The organism is Kitasatospora sp. NPDC001119 (assembly GCF_053598475.1).
On sequence record NZ_JBSFKI010000061.1, the window covers coordinates 22,655 to 40,148 of the forward strand.

Annotated in this window: 19 protein-coding genes; 15 read left to right on the forward strand and 4 right to left on the reverse strand. The window is 73.8% G+C overall.

Annotated features, from left to right (window positions below; translation table 11 throughout):
• Window positions 1-86: 86 nt before the first annotated feature.
• From ACWDD9_RS40895 to ACWDD9_RS40905, 3 genes are all read left to right on the forward strand, one after another.
• Window positions 87-1,007: a carbohydrate ABC transporter permease gene (locus tag ACWDD9_RS40895; RefSeq protein ID WP_049655615.1), complete on the forward strand. Its 921-nt coding sequence runs from the start codon at window positions 87-89 to the stop codon at window positions 1,005-1,007.
• The gene (locus tag ACWDD9_RS40900) at window positions 1,004-1,906 is read left to right on the forward strand and encodes a carbohydrate ABC transporter permease (protein ID WP_079272327.1); all 903 of its coding nucleotides are present in this window, start codon (window positions 1,004-1,006) and stop codon (window positions 1,904-1,906) included. Before ACWDD9_RS40895 ends, ACWDD9_RS40900 begins: the two co-directional genes overlap by 4 nt.
• A gap of 61 nt (window positions 1,907-1,967) precedes the next feature.
• Window positions 1,968-3,362, forward strand: a complete 1,395-nt coding sequence (locus tag ACWDD9_RS40905; RefSeq protein WP_449814414.1) for an ABC transporter substrate-binding protein — start codon at window positions 1,968-1,970, stop codon at window positions 3,360-3,362.
• 92 nt (window positions 3,363-3,454) lie between these two features.
• Here ACWDD9_RS40905 and ACWDD9_RS40910 read toward each other — a convergent pair whose 3' ends face one another.
• Window positions 3,455-3,724, reverse strand: a complete 270-nt coding sequence (locus ACWDD9_RS40910; protein WP_449814415.1) for a helix-turn-helix domain-containing protein — start codon at window positions 3,722-3,724, stop codon at window positions 3,455-3,457.
• Between the two features lie 98 nt (window positions 3,725-3,822).
• On the opposite strand from ACWDD9_RS40910, the gene map reads away from it, so the two are divergent.
• The 5 genes from map (at window position 3,823) to ACWDD9_RS40935 (ending at window position 10,008) form a co-directional block, all read left to right on the forward strand.
• Window positions 3,823-4,590: a type I methionyl aminopeptidase gene (gene map / locus ACWDD9_RS40915; RefSeq protein ID WP_449814416.1), complete on the forward strand. Its 768-nt coding sequence runs from the start codon at window positions 3,823-3,825 to the stop codon at window positions 4,588-4,590.
• A gap of 36 nt (window positions 4,591-4,626) precedes the next feature.
• Window positions 4,627-5,322: an HAD-IA family hydrolase gene (locus tag ACWDD9_RS40920; protein ID WP_449814417.1), complete on the forward strand. Its 696-nt coding sequence runs from the start codon at window positions 4,627-4,629 to the stop codon at window positions 5,320-5,322.
• Between the two features lie 66 nt (window positions 5,323-5,388).
• Window positions 5,389-5,814 (forward strand): acyl-CoA thioesterase, encoded by a 426-nt coding sequence (locus ACWDD9_RS40925; protein ID WP_416875091.1) that lies wholly within the window; start codon window positions 5,389-5,391, stop codon window positions 5,812-5,814.
• 169 nt (window positions 5,815-5,983) lie between these two features.
• Complete coding sequence (locus ACWDD9_RS40930; RefSeq protein ID WP_449814418.1) at window positions 5,984-7,516, forward strand: alpha/beta hydrolase; 1,533 nt, start codon at window positions 5,984-5,986, stop codon at window positions 7,514-7,516.
• 200 nt (window positions 7,517-7,716) lie between these two features.
• On the forward strand, window positions 7,717-10,008 hold the full coding sequence (locus tag ACWDD9_RS40935) for a transglycosylase domain-containing protein (RefSeq protein WP_449814419.1): 2,292 nt from the start codon (window positions 7,717-7,719) through the stop codon (window positions 10,006-10,008).
• 139 nt (window positions 10,009-10,147) lie between these two features.
• On the opposite strand, the gene ACWDD9_RS40940 is transcribed toward ACWDD9_RS40935, so the two are convergent.
• Together ACWDD9_RS40940 and ACWDD9_RS40945 are read right to left on the reverse strand one after the other, a co-directional pair.
• Window positions 10,148-10,744 carry a hypothetical protein gene (locus ACWDD9_RS40940; RefSeq protein ID WP_049660092.1) on the reverse strand — a complete coding sequence of 199 codons (597 nt, stop codon included), beginning with the start codon at window positions 10,742-10,744 and terminating at the stop codon, window positions 10,148-10,150.
• Between the two features lie 49 nt (window positions 10,745-10,793).
• Window positions 10,794-11,342, reverse strand: a complete 549-nt coding sequence (locus ACWDD9_RS40945; RefSeq protein WP_449814420.1) for an RBBP9/YdeN family alpha/beta hydrolase — start codon at window positions 11,340-11,342, stop codon at window positions 10,794-10,796.
• 257 nt (window positions 11,343-11,599) lie between these two features.
• Between ACWDD9_RS40945 and ACWDD9_RS40950 the strand changes: the two genes are divergently transcribed.
• The 3 genes from ACWDD9_RS40950 (at window position 11,600) to ACWDD9_RS40960 (ending at window position 14,214) form a co-directional block, all read left to right on the forward strand.
• Window positions 11,600-12,166 (forward strand): DJ-1/PfpI family protein, encoded by a 567-nt coding sequence (locus ACWDD9_RS40950; RefSeq protein ID WP_049660089.1) that lies wholly within the window; start codon window positions 11,600-11,602, stop codon window positions 12,164-12,166.
• Window positions 12,167-12,340: 174 nt separating this feature from the next.
• Entirely contained in the window at window positions 12,341-13,639 is a 1,299-nt protein-coding gene (locus ACWDD9_RS40955; RefSeq protein ID WP_449814421.1) for a serine hydrolase domain-containing protein, read from the forward strand.
• A 56-nt stretch (window positions 13,640-13,695) separates the two neighbouring features.
• Window positions 13,696-14,214, forward strand: coding sequence for a gamma carbonic anhydrase family protein (locus ACWDD9_RS40960; RefSeq protein WP_049659101.1), 519 nt, complete (start codon window positions 13,696-13,698; stop codon window positions 14,212-14,214).
• Window positions 14,215-14,225: 11 nt separating this feature from the next.
• Here ACWDD9_RS40960 and ACWDD9_RS40965 read toward each other — a convergent pair whose 3' ends face one another.
• A complete protein-coding gene (locus tag ACWDD9_RS40965; RefSeq protein WP_049659100.1) occupies window positions 14,226-15,422 on the reverse strand; it encodes an MFS transporter in 1,197 nt (398 codons plus the stop codon).
• 199 nt (window positions 15,423-15,621) lie between these two features.
• On the opposite strand from ACWDD9_RS40965, the gene ACWDD9_RS40970 reads away from it, so the two are divergent.
• The 4 genes from ACWDD9_RS40970 to ACWDD9_RS40985 form a co-directional block, all read left to right on the forward strand.
• Window positions 15,622-15,867 carry a DUF2277 domain-containing protein gene (locus ACWDD9_RS40970; RefSeq protein ID WP_387971070.1) on the forward strand — a complete coding sequence of 82 codons (246 nt, stop codon included), beginning with the start codon at window positions 15,622-15,624 and terminating at the stop codon, window positions 15,865-15,867.
• 15 nt (window positions 15,868-15,882) lie between these two features.
• Window positions 15,883-16,119 (forward strand): DUF6296 family protein, encoded by a 237-nt coding sequence (locus ACWDD9_RS40975; protein ID WP_049659098.1) that lies wholly within the window; start codon window positions 15,883-15,885, stop codon window positions 16,117-16,119.
• Between the two features lie 68 nt (window positions 16,120-16,187).
• Window positions 16,188-16,472 carry a DUF427 domain-containing protein gene (locus ACWDD9_RS40980; RefSeq protein ID WP_449814422.1) on the forward strand — a complete coding sequence of 95 codons (285 nt, stop codon included), beginning with the start codon at window positions 16,188-16,190 and terminating at the stop codon, window positions 16,470-16,472.
• Window positions 16,473-16,517: 45 nt separating this feature from the next.
• The coding region (locus ACWDD9_RS40985) for a hypothetical protein (protein WP_449814423.1) at window positions 16,518-17,494 on the forward strand (977 nt) is incomplete at its 3' end.

Genomic DNA, 17,494 nt, shown 5'->3' on the forward strand with positions numbered 1-17,494 from the left:
TGATCACCGCGGGGTTTCCGCGCCGTCGTTCGGGCAAGACACGGTTTCGGCCGGAACCGACATCACGAAAGGCGGACGCGCGACACATGCCGACCGCACCGCACACCGGGCCCCTCCCGGCCCGTCGAAGCCGCTGGGGAGAACACGGGCTGGCCTGGGCCTTCCTGCTGCCCTCCCTGGTGGTCTTCGTCCTCTTCATCGGCTACCCGCTGGGACGGACCCTCTACCTCAGCGGGCACGCCAACGACCTCTTCGGCGCGCCCTCCCGCTACGTCGGGTTCAAGCACTACACCGACCTCTTCGCCTCGGCCGACTTCGTCCGCACCCTCACGACCACGGCGCTGTTCACCCTGCTCACCGTGGTGCCCGGGGTGCTCGGCGCGCTGGTGCTGGTGCTGCTCCTGGAGAACCGGATCCGGGGCGTGCGACTGCTGCGCTCGGCCTTCGCGCTGCCCTTCGCGTTCTCGGTGGCCAGCGCCTCGGTGGTGTTCGCGGTGTTCTTCAACCCCGCCAGCGGGGTGCTCAACGGCCTGCTCTCGCACGTGGGCCTCGGCCCGATCGGCTGGCTGACCGACTCCCGGTACGCCCTGCTCTCGGTGGCCGTCACCACGGTCTGGATGAACCTCGGCTACAACGTGCTGGTGCTCTCCGCGGGCATCGGCTCGATCCCGGGGGAGATCCTGGAGGCGGCCCGCATCGACGGCGCCTCCGGCCTGCGGCTGGCCCGTTCGATCACCGTCCCGATGCTCGGTCCGAACCTGTTCTTCCTGACCGTGGTCTCCACCGTCCACGCGCTCCAGAGCTTCGGCCAGATCCACATCCTCACCAAGGGCGGGCCGGACGGCTCCACCCGGACCCTCGTCTACTCCGTCTACGAGAAGGCCTTCGCCTACGGCTCCAGCGACTTCGGCACCGCGAGCGCCCAGGCCGTGGTGCTGCTCGTGGTCGTCCTCGCCTGCACGGCCGTCCAGTTCGGCGTCCTGGAGCGGAAGGTGCACTACGCATGACCACCCTCACCACCGAGGCCGAGCCGAAGGCCGGGGCGCCCCGGCCGCCCGCCCGCGCCCGCGCCCTCGCCGGGCGCTCCGCGCGCGACCTGCTCGGCCGCGCCGCCGTCTACCTGCTGCTCGCCGTCGCCGTCGTCACGGTGGCCTTCCCGGTCTACTACGCCGTCGCCGGCGCCTTCATGGGCCCCTCCGAGCTCTCCTCCTACCCGCCGGCCCTGGTGCCGCACTCGGTCACCGGACGGAACTTCTCCGGCGCCGTGGACGCCATCCCGCTGGCCCGCCAGTACGCCAACTCGGCGATCGTGGCGACCGTCATCACCCTCGCCCAGCTGTTCACCTCGGTCCTCGCCGCGTACGCCTTCGTCTTCCTGCCGATGAAGGCCCGCGCCGTGGTGTTCGGGGTGTTCCTGGCCACCCTGATGGTCCCGTGGGAGGCCATCATCATCCCCAACTACCTGACGCTGTCCGGCTGGGGGCTCGGCAACACCTACTTCGGCCTGGTGCTGCCCTTCCTGGCCTCCGGCTTCGGCACCTTCATGCTGCGCCAGGCCTTCCGCCAGCTGCCCGGCGAACTGCGCGACGCCGCCCGGATCGACGGGGCCGGCCACTGGCGCTTCCTGTGGCGGATCGTCGTCCCGCTCAACAAGCCGGCCCTCGCGGCGCTGTCGATCTACGTCTTCCTGTCGGCGTGGAACCAGTACTTCTGGCCGCTGATCATCACCCGCACGGCGAACATGCAGACCCTCCAGATCGGCCTCACCTCGCTGCGCGACGCCGAGATGGCCGACCCCGGGCTGATCCTGGCCGGCGTCGTGCTCTCCCTGCTGCCCACCCTCGCCCTGGTGGTCTTCGGCCAGCGCTTCATCGTCCGCGGCCTCACCGCGGGCGCGGTCCGCTGACCGTGCCCCTCCCGCTCCTCCTGTGTCCCCCCTCCTCGAACGCTCGAAAGAGAGAACCCTCGTGAAGAAGAGTGCGCGCGCGCTCGCTGCCCTGCTGGTGGCCGGCCTGTCCCTGACCGCCTGCAGCTCCAGCGGCTCCGGTTCCGGCTCCGGCGGCTCCGCCGACGCCGGCGCGCCCGGCGCCCAGGCGCTCGACCAGGCCTCCGGTGTCACCAGCGTCGAGTTCTGGCACTCGATGACCGGCAAGAACGCCGAGGTGCTGAACGGGCTGGTCGGCCAGTTCAACGCCACCCACCAGGGCAAGATCGAGGTCAAGGCGGAGTTCCAGGGCAAGTACGACGAGCTGGTCACCAAGTACAAGGCCGCGGTGCAGCAGAAGGGCACCCCCGCCCTGGCGCAGGTCTACGACATCGGCACCCGGTTCATGATCGACTCCAAGCAGACCGTCCCGGCCCAGGCCTTCGCCGACAAGGACGGCTACTCGCTGGACGACCTGGACGCCAACATCCGCAACTACTACTCGGTCGGCGGCAAGCTCCAGGCGATGCCGTTCAACTCCTCGATGCCGCTGCTCTACCTGAACACCGACGCCTTCAAGGAGGCCGGCCTCGACCCGGCCCAGGCCCCCAAGGACCTGGCCGAGCTGGGCGAGCTGGCCAAGAAGCTGACCAAGAAGGACGGCGACGGCAAGACCGTCCGGTACGGCTTCGGCGCCGCCATCTACGGCTGGTTCGTCGAGCAGCTGCTCGCCGAGTCCGGCACCATGTACTGCGACAACGACAACGGCCGCGGCAACAAGGCGGGCAAGGTCGTCTTCGACTCCGCCCAGGGCGCCCAGATCGTCCAGTGGTGGGCCGACCTGGTCAAGGGCGGCTACGCGGCCAACACCGGCCGCACCACCGACGACGCCCAGGCCGCGTTCAAGGCCGGTACGGTCGCGATGCACCTGGAGTCCACCGGCGTGCTGCGCGGCTACACCGAGGCCGCGAAGTTCGGCGTCGGCACCGCGGCCTTCCCGAAGGTCACCGCCGCCGACCAGGGCGGCCCGGTGATCGGCGGCGCCTCGCTGTGGATCAGCGGCCCCGGCCACTCCGACGCCGAGAAGCGCGCGGCCTGGGAGTTCGAGAAGTTCGTCTCCGCCCCCGAGCAGCAGGCCGTCTGGCACACCGGCACCGGCTACTTCCCGGTCAACACCAAGGCCCTGGACGACCCCAAGGACAAGGAGTGGGTGGCCAAGTACCCGCAGTTCCAGACCGCGATCGACCAGCTGAAGGCCACCAAGCCGACCCCGGCCACGGCCGGCTGCCTGCTCGGCGTGATGCCGCAGGCACGCAAGGGCGTGGAGACCGCGATCGAGCAGACCATCGCCGGCACCAAGCCCGCCCAGCAGGCCCTGGCCGACGCGGCCAAGGAGCTCCAGCCGGCGATCGAGAGCTACAACAGCTCGGTCGGCTGACCACCGCGCCCATGACGACGGCCCGCCCCGCGCACCACGCGCGGGGCGGGCCGCCGCCGTTCGTCGGTCCGCCGCGGGCGGGCATGCGCGGGCTAGGCGGAGAGCGCCTCGCCGTCCTCCGAGGGGGCGCACGCGGCCGCCAGTTCGTCCAGGGACAGGTCGAGCGCGAAGGCCAGCGCCGCGATGGTGAAGAAGGACGGCGTCGGCGCGCGGCCGGTCTCGATCTTCCGCAGCGTCTCCGCCGAGACGCCGGCCACCGCCGCCACCTCGACCATGCTGCGCGCGCCGCGCGCCTCGCGCAGCAGCGCCCCGAAGTGCTCGCCGCGCTCGCGCTCCCACGGGGTCAGCGGAGTCCTCACCATGCCGACGAGTCTAGGGCCTCCCGTCCGGCGACGTCCCCACTCTCGCGACCGTGATACAAATACCGGTATAAGAATTGGATCCAGGGGAGAGAAGCACCATGGTCGAACTCAAGTCGGACGCCGGGCTGGCCGCGATGCGCGAGGCCGGGCGGGTGGTGGCGGACGCGCTGGCGGCCGTCCGGGAGCAGGCGGCGGTCGGGGTGAGCCTGCTGGAGCTGGACGAGGTGGCGCGGGGCGTGCTCAAGGCGGCCGGGGCCACCTCGCCGTTCCTCGGCTACCGTCCGGCCTTCGCGCCCGTCCCGTTCCCGGCCGTCATCTGCGCCTCGGTGAACGACGCCGTGGTGCACGGCATCCCGGACGGCTACCGGCTGCGCGACGGCGACCTGGTGAGCATCGACTGCGGCGCCCTCCTGGACGGCTGGGCCGGGGACGCGGCGGTCAGCTTCACCGTCGGCACCGCCCGGCCCGAGGACACCGCCCTGATCGAGACCACCCGGCGCGCCCTGGAGGCCGGCATCGCCGCCGCGGTGGTCGGCAACCGCACCGGCGACATCGCCCACGCCATCGGCGCCGTCGCCCGCGCCGGCCGGTACGGCCTGCTGGACGGCTACGGCGGCCACGGCATCGGCCGCCGGATGCACGAGGACCCGCACGTGCCCAACGAGGGCCGCCCGGGCCGGGGTTACCCGCTGCGCCCCGGCCTGGTGCTGGCGATCGAGCCGATGCTGCTGGCCGGCGGCCGCGACGACCACCGCACCGACCCGGACGGCTGGACCCTGCGCACCGTCGACGGCGCCCGGGCCGCCCACATCGAGCACACCGTCGCCATCACCGAGGACGGCCCGCGGATCCTCACCCTGCCCTGATCCGGAAGGGACCGGACACGCCCTAGGCTCGGGGCCATGACCAAAGCTGTGATGTTCGACTTCTCCGGCACCCTCTTCAGGGTCGTCTCCACCGCCGAGTGGCTGGCGGCCCACCTCGCCGCCACCGGCCTCGCCCTGCCCGCCGGGGAGGAGGCCGAACTGATAGCCCGGCTGGAGGAGTTCGGCGCCCTGCCCGGCGGTGTGCCGCCGCGCCGCATCCCGTCGGAGGTCCAGCAGGCCTGGGACACCCGCGACTTGACCCCGGAGCTGCACCGTGCCGCGTACACCGCGCTGACCCGCGCCGCCGAGCCGCCCGCGGCCATCGACGTGGACGCCCTCTACGAGTCCCACCTGGCGCCCGCGAGTTGGCGCCCGTACCCGGACACCGCCCCCGTGCTGCGCGAGCTGCGCCGCCGGGGCGTGCCGGTCGCCGTGGTGAGCAACATCGCCTGGGACCTGCGGCCGGTCTTCCGCGCGTACGGCCTGGAGGAGCTGGTCGACGTCTACGTGCTGTCCTACGAGGTCGGCGCCCAGAAGCCCGACCCGGTGATCTTCGAGACCGCCTGCGAGCGGCTCGGCCTCGTCCCGGCGGACGTCCTGATGGTCGGCGACGACCGGACCTGCGACGGCGGCGCGACCGTGCTCGGCTGCGGCTTCCACCCGGTCGAGCACCTGCCGGTCGACCGGCGGCCGGACGCCCTCACGCCGCTGCTGGCCGTCCTGTCCGGGTGATCCGGGTCGGGCGGGTGACGGAGGACACGAGGTGGTGTCCCGGGGGCTCGGAGTACCGTGCGGGGCATGAGTGATCAGGACTTCACCACGCACATCACCGTCCGCGGGTACGAGACGGACTCCCAGGGGCACCTGAACCAGGCGGTCTACCTCCAGTACGCCGAGCACGCCCGCTGGGAGTACCTCCGGGCGGCCGGGATCCGCCAGGCGGACCTGGTCGCCGAGGGGGTCGGCCCGGTGGTCCTGGAGACCACGGTCAAGTACCTGCGGGAGCTGCGCGCTGGCGACTCGGTGGCGGTCAGCTGCTCGTTCACCTGGCGGGACGGCAAGACCTTCCAGGTGGTGCAGCGGCTGGTCCGCGAGGACGGCGTGCTGGCGGCCGAGATCACCGGTGTCGGCGGCATCCTCGACCTGGCGGAGCGCAGGCTGGTCGCCGACCCGCGCGAGCCGCTGCGCGCCCTGGCCGCCGAACCGGGCCTGCTCGGCCTCTGAGCCGGACCGGACCCCGCCGTACCGCTCCCACCACCCCCACCCCGCGCGGCCGGAGACCGCGGCCGGAAGCGGTCTCCGCCCCTTCCCCGGTGCCCGGGGGATTTCCCCACCCCCGACCGGCCCGCTGCCCGCATGGTCCCAAGTCCCGTGCCCCAGCAGACTCTTGGGCATGACGAAGCCCACCCGCACCACACCCGCCCGCACCACACCCGCCCGCACCGTCACCGCCGTGTTCACCGCGGCCGCCGCCCTGGCCGTGACCGCGCTGAGCGCCCTGCCCGCCGGTGCGGCCGAGAGCGCGAAGCCCGGGCGGGACGGCCTCGCCTGGGCCGCGTGTCCGGGCGCCCCGGCCGGCAGCCCCCAACGGTGCGCCGAGGTCACCGTCCCGCTGGACTACGCCGATCCGGACGGCGCCCGCGTCACCCTCGCCGTCTCCCGGATCAGCGCCGCCGACCCCGGCCGGCGCCGAGGCGTCCTGCTGGCCGTCCCCGGCGGACCGGGAGGTTCCAGCCTCGACCTCGTCCACGGCATGGCCGGGCGCCTGCCCCAGTCCGTCCGGGACCGCTACGACGTGGTCGGCTTCGACCCGCGCGGCGTCGGCCGCTCCACCCCGGTCAGCTGCGGCCTCGACCCCGCCGACCTGTCGATGGTCAAACTGCGTCCCTGGCCCGCCGCCGACGGCTCGATCGACGGGAACCTGGCCACCGCCCGCCGCGTCGCCGACGCCTGCGCCCGCAACGGCGGCCCGGTGCTGCGCAGCATCTCCACCGCCAACGAGGCCCGCGACCTCGACGGCATCCGCCGCGCCCTCGGCGAGCGCCGCCTCTCGCTCTGGGGCGTCTCGTACGGCACCTACGCGGGCGCCGTCTACACCACCATGTTCCCGGAGCGGACCGACCGGGTCGTACTGGACAGCAACGACGACCCGGACCCGTCGCGGGTCGGGCGCGGCTGGCTGGACGCCTACGGCCGGGGCGTCGAGGACCGCTTCCCGGACTTCGCGAGGTGGGCGTCCGCGCCGGACAACCCGGACCGGGTCGCGGACACCCCCGAGGAGGTCCGCCCGCTCTTCCTCGACCTCGCCGCCCGCCTCGACCGGGCCCCGCTGCCCTGGCCGGGCGCCAACCCGGCGGAGCTGAACGGCAACGTGCTGCGCCAGACCCTGCTGGACGGCATGAACGCGGACGCCCGCTTCCCGGACGTCGCGGCGCTGATGCTGGCCGGTCTCGGCCGCCGTCCGCTGCCCGCCCCGGTGGTGCCGCCGGAGGCGGCGGTGCAGAACACCATCGCCGTCTCGGTCGGGACCCTCTGCAACGACGTCCGGTGGCCCGCCGACCCGGCCGGCTACGCCAAGGCCGTCACCGCCGACCGTGCCGCCCGCCCGCTCACCGCCGGCCTGCCGGTGAACGTGATGCCCTGCGCCTTCTGGCCGTTCGCGCCCGCCGAGCCGCCGGTGCGGGTCACCGACCGGGGCCCGTCCAACGTGCTGCTCACGCAGAACCTGCGCGACCCCGCGACGCCGTACACCGGCGCGCTCAAGCTGCGTGCGGCGTTCGGCGAGCGGGCGCGGATGGTGACGGTGGACTCGGGCGGCCACGACGTGTACCGGGCCAACGGGAACGCCTGCGGCGACGAGGTGGTGACGGACTACCTGGTCACCGGCCACCGCCCGGCCCGGGACGTCTTCTGCCCGGCCGGCTGAGCGGGTTCGGCTGAGCGGAACCGGCCGAGCGAGGTCGGCCGGGCGGCGCGCGGGGGCAACGGGCCGTGGACGAACGGTCCTTGCCCCGTCGTGCACGCCCGTTCGACCCTCGGGAATGAGTCGAATCCGTCGCGATTTTGTGACAATCCTTCGCCAACACCCGCTCCCCACGGCCTGTTCACGGCCGTAATGTTCGATCTATGTCACCGAAGAGCCGCATACCCGCCGCTTCGGACCCGGGCGACACCTGGGTGCCGCGACCGAGGCGCCGCGAGACCCCGATCGGCTTCCTGGGCCACGCGGCCACCTTCCTCGGCTCCAGCGTGCTGGGCGGGGTGCTGCTGGCGGGCCTGATCCTCCCGGCGGCCGGGGCGGTCGGGCTCGGCGCGAAGAACGGCGCCGAGGGCTTCGAGAGCATCCCCGACGACTTCAGGACCCCGCCGCTGAGCCAGGCGACGCAGATCTTCGACGCCAACGGCGGCCTGATCGCCAAGGTCTACGAGCGCGACCGCACCGTCATACCCGCCGACCAGATGTCCCCGCTGATCCGCACGGCGCAGGTGGACATCGAGGACGCCCGGTTCTACGAGCACGGCGCCGTCGACCTCAAGGGCATCCTGCGCGCGATCACCAAGAACGCGGAGAGCGGTGCCGCCGTCCAGGGCGCCTCCACCCTGACCCAGCAGTACGTGAAGAACGTCAACGTGGAGAAGGCCGGGGACGACGCGGACGCGGTGCGCGAGGCGCAGCGCAAGACCCTCGGCCGCAAGATCCAGGAACTCCGATACGCCATCAAGCTGGAGGAGGACCTGAGCAAGGAGCAGATCCTCACCAACTACCTCAACATCACCTTCTACGGCCACCAGGCGTACGGCATCCAGGCCGCCTCCCAGCGCTACTTCAGCAAGGACGCCAAGGACCTCAGCCTGCCCGAGGCGGCGATGCTCGCCGGGCTGGTGCAGAACCCGTCCCAGTACGACCCGAAGCTGCACCCGGTGGCCGCGCAGAAGCGCCGCGACACCGTCATCGACAAGATGGTGGAGAACAAGCACATCACCGCGGAGCAGGCCAGGGAGGCGAAGGCCGCCCCGCTCGGCCTCAACTACCGGGACCCGCAGAACGGTTGCATCACCGCCAAGGCCGGCATGGGCTTCTTCTGCGACTACGTGCGGCACGTGGTCAAGCAGGACCCGGTGTTCGGCAAGAGCTCGGCCGAACGCAAGAAGCTGTGGGACACCGGCGGCCTGAACATCTACACCACGATGGACCCGGACAAGCAGGCCGCCGCCCAGAACGCCGTCTCCACCAAGGTGTACGTCACCGACCCGGTCTCGGCCGCGGTGACGATGGTCGAGCCCGGCAGCGGCAAGATCCTGTCGATGGCGCAGACCCGCCCGTACGGCCTGGCCAAGGAGAAGAACGAGACCGTCGTCAACTACAACGTGGACGCGGCGATGGGCGGCGGCATCGGCTTCCAGCCCGGCTCCAACTTCAAGCCGATCGTGGCCGCCGCGGCCCTGGAGGCCGGCCTGTCGCCCACCCAGCGGTACGACTCGCCGAACCGGATGGACTGGCCGACGATGAAGACCTGCGACGGCACCTGGAAGAACCTCAGCAAGGGCAAGAAGGAGGGGACCATCCCCAACGAGAGCGCCGGTGAGGTCGGCCCGTACGAGCTCAAGCAGGCCATGGCGCTCTCCGTGAACACCTACTTCGTGCAGATGGAGCAGGAGATCGGCCTCTGCGCGGTCAAGCAGATGGCCAACAAGCTGGGCATGGAGGGCAAGGCGAACGGCGAGCCGCTCCAGGAACTGCCCGCGCTCGGCCTCGGCACCCAGGAGGTCAGCCCGCTGACCATGGCCAACGTGTACGCGACCTTCGCCGCCCGGGGCACCTACTGCGCGCCGCTGGCGATCAACAGGATCACCACCGTGGACGGCACCGACGTCCCGGTGCCCCCGGTCCACTGCTCCCCGGCGATGTCCGAGGACACCGCCGACGTGATCAACAGCGTGCTGCTCGGGGTGACCGAGAAGGGCGGCACGGCGCGCGACCTCGGCCTGGACGACGGCCGCCAGATCGCCGGCAAGACCGGGACGACGGACGAGAAGAAGTCGGCCTGGTTCACCGGCTACACGGGCAACCTGGCGGGCTCGGTCTGGCTGGGCAGCCCGGGCACCAAGGTGCCGATGCGCAACATCCGGATCGGCGGCAAGTACCAGGCCGAGGTCTTCGGCGCCACCGGCCCCGGGCCGATCTGGCAGCAGGCGATGAGCGACGCCGTCCGGAGCATGCCGGAGAAGCCGTTCGCCACCGTCCGCATCCCGGACCCGCCCCGGCGGGACGCCAACTGCACCACCGCCAGCGGCTCGCCGGGCTCGGTCACCTGCAGCGGCGCGCCCGCCACCGGGGGCCCGGGCAACACCGGCCCGACGACCGGCCGCACCGCGCCGTCCGCCCCGCCCGGCACCACCGACCCGTCGGACCAGTGACCCGTCCGACCAGTGACCCCGAGGAGCAGCGACTCCGAGCAGCGGTGACCCCGGGCAGCGGTGACCCCGGGCAGCGGTGACCCCGACGACCGGTGAACTGCCCGGCCCCGCCTGAGTACCCGTACCCAGGCGGGGCCGGCTACCGTGCCTCGACCGGTTCGCCGCTGTCCTGGTCGAGGTTGAACACCCGCCGGTAGGAGTCGGTCACCACGGTGATCTGCGAGCGCCCGGTCCAGCTCGCCTCCACCAGCCGGGCGTCGCCCGGGCGCCGGCCGATGTCCGCCAGCGACCAGCGCCGGGCCGACCAGCCCTCGCCGCTCTCCAGCAGCACCTGCCAGCGCTCGTCCGGGCCCGGCCCGGTGGCGTACGAGCGGTGCACCACCACCAGGGCCCGCTCGGCCCCGGCCGGGGCGTCCTCCCGGCTGCGGGTCTCGGCCGCCGACACCTTGTGCGCGGCCAGCACGCCGAGCAGGAACACCACGCCGGCGGTCACCGTGACCGCCCGGGTGGCCGTCCGCACGGCGGCGCGCGGGTCGCTCAGCCAGGCGGCCGCGATCAGCGCCGCCAGCGCCCCGCCGATCAGCAGTTCCGGCTGGTTGAGCAGGTCGGCGACCAGCATCAGCCCGCCCGAGCGGCTCTCCCACTGCCCCTCGGTGTAGAGCAGGACGGCGGCCAGCCCGCTGCCCGCCAGCAGCCGGACCAGGACGCGCCTGGTCCGGGACGTCCGTCGGTTCATCGTCCCCCGGTTCATCGTCCCCGCGCCCCCGTTCCCCCCGTCGCCGCGGTCACAGCCCGGCGAGCAGTTCGCGGCCCTCCGGCCAGTCGCCCAGTCCGGAGTCGGAGTTGAGGTGCCCGTACGCGCCCGGCTCGACGTACCGGGCGCCCCAGGCGGCGGCGAACGCGCGGGCCCGCTCGGCCGAGACCCACGGGTCGTCGGTCGAGGAGACCACGACGGCCGGGAACGGGAACCGCTCCAGCGCCACCGGGCGGAAGTCCACCAGCTCCGGGACCTCGGCGGTGTCGACGTCCGCCGGGGCGACCAGCAGCGCGCCCCGGACGGCGGCGGTCCGCTCGGCGGAGGCGGTGGCGACCCAGTGGGCCGCGGTGACGCAGCCCAGGCTGTGGGCGACCAGCACCACCGGGCCTTCGGCGGCGGCCGCGGCCACCGCGGCGTCCACCCGGGCCACCCAGTCCGTCCGCTCCGGGTGGTCCCAGTCCGCCTGCTCGACCCGGCGGAAGGACTCCGGCCCGGCCGCCTCCCAACGGGTCTGCCAGTGCTCGGGGCCGGAGTTCTGGTAGCCGGGGAGGACGAGGTAGGTGGTGCGGTCGGGCATGGGCTCCTCCGGGAGCGGGACGGTCGTGGGCAGCAGGAGTCTAGGACGCGGGCCGCCGACCCCCGCAGCCGGGCGCCCGACCAGGCGCGCACTCCCCGCAACCGGCGCGCGTAGCTCCGTATGCGCCGTCGTACGCCCGGTGCGCCCCGTTGCCAACGGTGTCGCCGGTACGGGAGGTTGGACCGGGCCCGGGTCGGCCGCCACCGCCCGGCGCCCGTACCCGATCCGAGGCTCGACCACGTGGAGGGATGTCGGCGATGACATCGAAGATCCTGCTCGTCACCGGGGACGCCGCCGAGTCACTGGAGGTGTTCTACCCCTACCAGCGGCTGCGCGAGGAGGGTTACCAGGTCGACATCGCGGCCCCGACGAAGAAACGCCTCCAGTTCGTGGTGCACGACTTCGTCGAGGGCTTCGACACCTACACCGAGAAGCCCGGCTACACCTGGCCCGCCGACGTGGCCCTCGCCGACGTCGACCCGGCCGACTACGCGGCCCTGGTCATCCCCGGCGGCCGCGCCCCCGAGTACCTGCGCAACGACCCGGACGTGCAGCGGATCGCCCGGCACTTCTTCGCCGAGGACAAGCCCGTCGCCCAGATCTGCCACGGCCCGCTGATCACCGCCGCCGCCGGCCTGCTGGACGGCCGCCGCAGCTCCGCCTACCCGGCGCTGGCCCCGGACATCAAGGCGGCGGGCGCCGAGTTCGTGGACGGCGAGGCGGTGGTGGACGGCGTCGTCGTCTCGGCCCGCGCCTGGCCCGACCACCCGGCCTGGCTGCGGGCCTTCATCGAGGTCCTGCGCACCAAGGCGCCGCTCGCCTAGCGCTGACCCCGGAGCCGGACCCCGAGGCGTCTCGGGGTCCGGCTCCGGGATCCCTCGGGGGCGGGACCCCCTCCCCAGGCGGACGATCCGGCCCGGCCGATCCGGCAAGGTGTCACGTGAGCACCAGCCAACCGGAGTTGCCCACTCCGCCGACCCCGGACCAGGGAGGACGGCATGACCGCCGACCCGACCGCCCCCGCCCGCCGCCGGACCGCCCCGCGCGTCGCCGTCGCCGCCGCCGTGGGCGCGGGACTGCTCACCACCCTCGCCCCGACCGCCGTCGCCGGGCCCGCCGGCCGGCCGCCGGCCCCCGGCTGCCACGGCGCCGTGCACCTCTCGGTCACCGGCGGCACGCCCGGCGATGGCACGGGCACCGACGGCGCCGCCGAACGGCGCGGCGACTGGACGGCCGCCGACGCCGCCCTCGCCGGGATGACCGACCCCGGCTACTCGACCTCCGCCCTCGCCGCCGTCCGCGAGAACGGCCGGCTGGTCTGGCGCAACGCCACCGGCGTCGCCGAACTCGGCACCGGCGAACCCGCCGACCCGGAGGGCGCGTTCCGGATCGGCAGCGCCACCAAGACCTTCGTCGCCACCACCCTGCTCCAACTCGTCGGCGAGCACCGGCTGGACCTCGACGACCGCCTGGAGTGCCTGCTGCCGGGCATCGTCCCGAACAGCACCGCGATCACCGTCCGGCAACTTCTCGACCACACCAGCGGCGTCGCCGACTACACCCGGGACCGGGCCTTCGAGGTCGACCGGGACTGGCTGGCCGACCGCCGCTACAAGTCCTACCGGCTGCGGGACCTGGTGGACCTCGCGAACACCTACCCGCCGGACTTCGCCCCCGGCGAGGGATGGCAGTACTCCAACACCAACTACATCCTGGTCGGGATGATCATCGAGAAGCTCACCGGCCACAGCTGGAACGACGAGGTCACCCGCCGGATCATCCGCCCGCTGCGGCTCACCGGCACCTGGATGCCCGGCGACCTCCCGTTCATCCCCGGCCCGCACGCCCACGGCTACGTCAGGACGGACACCGGTCCGGCCGACGTCACCGTGCTCAACCCGTCCATGGCCGGCTCGGCCGGCGGCGGCATCTCCACCACCACCGACCTGACCGCCTTCCTCGACGCCCTGCTCGGCGGCCGCCTGCTGCGCCCGGCCGAACTCGCCGCGATGAAGCGGACCACCGACCACGGCGAGGGCCGGACGTACGGCCTCGGCCTCCAGCGCCTGGACACCCCCTGCGGCCCGTTCTGGGGCCACGCCGGCGGCATCCCCGGCTACAGCACGATGATGCTCGCCGCCCCGGACGGCAGCCGCTCGTTCGCCGCCGACACCACCTTCTACGACGCCCCGGACCCGGACGCCGCCAACACCGCCTGGCGCAAGGTGACCACGACCGCCCTGTGCGGGGCCCAGGCGGCGGCCGCGGCACCCGACCTCGCCCGCATGGCACCGTGACCGACCCCCTACGCTGACCGGCGACAGAACCGCCGACCGTCACAGGAGGACGACCCATGGCAGAGCCGCTGATCGCCGCAGTCGGGGGCCGGGTGCCCGCCGTCGACCCGGGCGCCTTCGTGGCGCCGAACGCCGTCGTGGTCGGGGACGTGACCGTCGCCGCCGGCGCGAGCGTCTGGTACGGCGCGGTGCTGCGCGGCGACGCCGAGTCGATCAGCGTCGGCGCGGGCAGCAACATCCAGGACAACTGCACCCTGCACGCAGACCCCGGCTTCCCGCTGGTGGTCGGCGAGCGGATCTCGGTCGGCCACAACGCCGTGCTGCACGGCTGCACGGTCGAGGACGACGTCCTGGTGGGCATGAACGCCACCGTGCTCAACGGCGCCCGGATCGGCACCGGCTCGCTGGTCGCGGCCGGCGCGGTGGTGCCGCAGGGCATGGTCGTCCCGCCCGGCTCGCTGGTCGCCGGCGTCCCGGCCAAGGTCCGCCGCGAGCTGACCGAGGACGAGAAGACCGGCATCAAGGCCAACGGCGCCGGCTACCAGCTGCTCGCCGACGCCCACCGCGAGATCTAGCGGCTTCCCGGCTAGGCCGTGGTCATCGCTGCCGCGGCCGCCGGTTCCGTCGCCACCGGGGCGGGCCGGCGGCGGTCGGCCGCCCAGGCGAGCACCGCGACCACCGCGCCCGCGGCCGCCAGGACCGCGCCGACCAGCGTCGGCGCGGTCCAGCCGAGCCCGGCGTCCAGCGCCAGCCCGCCGAAGTACGCGCCCTGGGCGTTGGCCAGGTTGAAGGCGCCCTGGACGGTCGCCGAGGCGAGGGTCGGCGCGCTGCGCGCCTTCTGGAGCACCAGGGTCTGCACGGCCGGCACGATCGCGAAGCCGAACAGCCCGATCAGCACCACCGTGACGGCCGCCGACCAGCGGGCGTGCGCGGTCAGCGCGAACAGCGCCAGGGTGGCGGAGAGCAGCACGAAGGCCGCGCAGACGGTGGGGCGCAGCGCCCGGTCGGCGGCGAACCCGCCCAGCACGTTGCCGATCGTCATGCCGACCCCGAACAGCGCCAGCACCAGGGTCACCGAGCCGGTCGCGTACCCGGAGACCTCGGTGAGCAGCGGCGCGATGTAGCTGTAGCAGGCGAAGAAGCCGCCGCAGCCGAACACCACGGTGGCCAGCGCCAGCCAGAGCTGGCCGCTGCGGAAGGCCCGCAGCTCGTGCCGGAGTCCGGACTGGCCGGAGGAGGGGAGCGCGGGCACCAGCCGGGCGATGGCGACCGTTCCGGCGGCCGCGATCAGCACGACCACCAGCATGGTCGCCCGCCAGCCCAGGTGCTGGCCGAGCAGGGTCGCGGCCGGGACGCCGACGATGTTGGCGACGGTCAGTCCGGAGAACATCACGGCCACCGCCCGGGCCCGCCGGTCCGGCGCGACCAGCTCGGCCGCCGCCACCGCGCCCGCCCCGAAGAAGGCGCCGTGCGGCAGCCCGGTGATCAGCCGGGCGGCGGCCAGCGTCCAGAAGTCCGGGGCCACCGCGCACAGCAGGTTGCCGGTCGCGAACAGCGCGGCCAGCGCCACCAGCACCGCCTTGCGCGGCCGTCCGGCGGCCAGCGCGGTCAGCAGCGGCGCGCCGACCACCACCCCCAGCGCGTACGCGGAGATCAGCCAGCCCGCCTGCGGGATGGAGACGTGGAGACTGTCGGCGACCTGGGGGAGCAGCCCCATGGCGGCGAATTCGGTGGTTCCGATGGCGAACGCGGTGACGGCCAGCGCGAGCAGCGCGAGAGGCAAGGGGGTGACTCCGGAGTGATGCCGACGGACCGGGGAAGCGCGCGGCGGGATGAAGGCGGGAATGACGGCGGGATGAATTCGTTCGTCCGGAATCCTAATCCGGCCGGATGACGGCGCCGTGAGGTGCGTATGACGAAAGGGCGTCGCCGGCTGACGAAAGGGGGTCGCCGACGCGGCTCCCGCGCGCGAGACTGGGAGCATGTGCCGCAACATCAAGACGCTGCGACCTCCCGTCACGCCCGACGCCGACGAGGAGGACTTCCACGCCGCAGCCCTCCAGTACGTCCGCAAGGTGTCCGGGTTCCGCGCCCCCGCGGCGCACAACCGGGAGGCCTTCGACCGGGCGGTGGACGCCGTCGCGGAGGCCACCGCCCGGCTGCTCGCCGAACTGGAGGTCCGCGGCCCGCACGCCCGGGCCGCCGTGCCGGCCGAGGTCGCCGGGTAGGCAGGAGCAGCTGTGATGAGCCACGCCGAGCGTTACGCCCTCACCTTCCCCGGCACCCCGGGCACCCAGGCCCCGCAGGACGTCGTGGTGGTCACCCGCACCGACGCGACCGGTCCGGGCGGCCACCCGGTGTACGAGGACGAGAGCGGCATCGTCCGGGCGGAGATCAGCGACGCCGGCGAGGTCCGGATCCTCGCCAGTGGCGGCCACCAGAGCCCGCACCTGCCGGTGCACGCCCACCCGCTGCCCTGACCGCCCGGAACCCTGGGCGGGCACTCGGAACCCCGGCGCGGATTCCGTCCGTCGGGCACAATCGCGGTATGACCACAGCGAGTTGGCAGGGCGTCGTCATCGCCGAGAGCGACGACACCGTCGTCGTCGAGGGCAACCACTACTTCCCGGCCGAGGCGGTGCGCACCGAGTACCTGCGCCCCTCGGAGACCACCACGGTGTGCGGTTGGAAGGGCACCGCCGGCTACTACAGCCTGGAGGTGGACGGGCGGACCAACCCGGACGCCGTCTGGTACTACGCCGACCCGAAGCCCGAGGCCGAGCACGTGCGCGGCCGGGTGGCCTTCTGGCGCGGGGTGGTGGTCGCCGAGTAGGCGGCCCCGGGCCGTGCCGTCCTCGCGAAAGGGGTACCGGAGCCCATGGCAGTCTTCCGCAGGCCGGACCGCTTCCGGCCGCGTCCCGGATCCGACCCGGCCGAGCCCGACCCGAGCGGGCCCGCCCCGGCCGAGCCCGACCTGGGCGAGCGGCTCGCCGAACTGGTCGAGGAGTCCGAGCAGCCCGTCGGCCGGGGCCCGGTCGCCGCGTACGCGGCGAGGCAGCGCGGCCGCGGCCGGGCCGTGGTCCTGCACACCGCCCGGCTGCTCGGCCACGGCGGCCGGGTCGCCGCCAAGGGGGCGGCCAGGGGAGCGGCCAAGGGCGCCGCGTTCGGCGGCAAGGCGCTGACCGACCAGCTGGTGCGGACCGCGCCGCGGATCCCGGTGCGCGACCTCGCCACCCTGCGGGCGCAGCACCCCGACGCGGCCTTCCCGGAGCAGCTGGCCGACCTGCTGGTCACCGGCGCCGTCCGGGCCTCCGGCGTGCTCGGCGCGGGCGTCGGCGCGGCGGCGATGCTGCCGGTGCCGCCCGCGATGCCGCTGGAGATCGCGGCCGAGACGCTCGCGGTCGCGGCCGTGGAGATCAAGCTGATCGCCGAGCTGCACGAGGTCTACGGCACCCCGGCGCGGGGCACCGCCACCCAGCGGGCCGGCGCCTACCTCGGCGCCTGGGCCAACCGCCGCGGGATCGACGCGGGCCTGCTGGTGCGCCCGGCCGGCTTCGCCGCGCTGGCGATCGGCTCGGAGGTGCGCCAGCAGGTCCGCCGCTGGCTGACCCGCAGCTCGCTGCGCCACCTGCCGGCGGTGACGCCGCTGCTGGTCGGCGCCGGCATAGGCGCCACCATGAACCGCCGCGACACCCGCCGGCTGGCCGGCGAGGTGCGCGAGGACCTGCGCGGGCGCCGCCCGGCGGACGGCGCCTACTGGGCCGCGGCCGCGCCGCCGCCGAAGGGGGAGACGGCTCCGCGGCCACCGGGGGAGGAGTGTCAATGGACGCCATGCTCATCTTCGTCGGCATCACC

Bases quoted from the DNA above. Each gene is read 5' to 3' on its own strand.
- ACWDD9_RS40895 (WP_049655615.1), top strand. From the start codon at position 87: ATGCCGACCGCACCGCACACCGGGCCCCTCCCGGCCCGTCGAAGCCGC.
- ACWDD9_RS40900 (WP_079272327.1), top strand. From the start codon at position 1,004: ATGACCACCCTCACCACCGAGGCCGAGCCGAAGGCCGGGGCGCCCCGG.
- ACWDD9_RS40910 (WP_449814415.1), bottom strand. From the start codon at position 3,724: ATGGTGAGGACTCCGCTGACCCCGTGGGAGCGCGAGCGCGGCGAGCAC.
- map (WP_449814416.1), top strand. From the start codon at position 3,823: ATGGTCGAACTCAAGTCGGACGCCGGGCTGGCCGCGATGCGCGAGGCC.
- ACWDD9_RS40920 (WP_449814417.1), top strand. From the start codon at position 4,627: ATGACCAAAGCTGTGATGTTCGACTTCTCCGGCACCCTCTTCAGGGTC.
- ACWDD9_RS40925 (WP_416875091.1), top strand. From the start codon at position 5,389: ATGAGTGATCAGGACTTCACCACGCACATCACCGTCCGCGGGTACGAG.
- ACWDD9_RS40930 (WP_449814418.1), top strand. From the start codon at position 5,984: ATGACGAAGCCCACCCGCACCACACCCGCCCGCACCACACCCGCCCGC.
- ACWDD9_RS40935 (WP_449814419.1), top strand. From the start codon at position 7,717: ATGTCACCGAAGAGCCGCATACCCGCCGCTTCGGACCCGGGCGACACC.
- ACWDD9_RS40940 (WP_049660092.1), bottom strand. From the start codon at position 10,744: ATGAACCGACGGACGTCCCGGACCAGGCGCGTCCTGGTCCGGCTGCTG.
- ACWDD9_RS40945 (WP_449814420.1), bottom strand. From the start codon at position 11,342: ATGCCCGACCGCACCACCTACCTCGTCCTCCCCGGCTACCAGAACTCC.
- ACWDD9_RS40950 (WP_049660089.1), top strand. From the start codon at position 11,600: ATGACATCGAAGATCCTGCTCGTCACCGGGGACGCCGCCGAGTCACTG.
- ACWDD9_RS40955 (WP_449814421.1), top strand. From the start codon at position 12,341: ATGACCGCCGACCCGACCGCCCCCGCCCGCCGCCGGACCGCCCCGCGC.
- ACWDD9_RS40960 (WP_049659101.1), top strand. From the start codon at position 13,696: ATGGCAGAGCCGCTGATCGCCGCAGTCGGGGGCCGGGTGCCCGCCGTC.
- ACWDD9_RS40970 (WP_387971070.1), top strand. From the start codon at position 15,622: ATGTGCCGCAACATCAAGACGCTGCGACCTCCCGTCACGCCCGACGCC.
- ACWDD9_RS40975 (WP_049659098.1), top strand. From the start codon at position 15,883: ATGAGCCACGCCGAGCGTTACGCCCTCACCTTCCCCGGCACCCCGGGC.
- ACWDD9_RS40980 (WP_449814422.1), top strand. From the start codon at position 16,188: ATGACCACAGCGAGTTGGCAGGGCGTCGTCATCGCCGAGAGCGACGAC.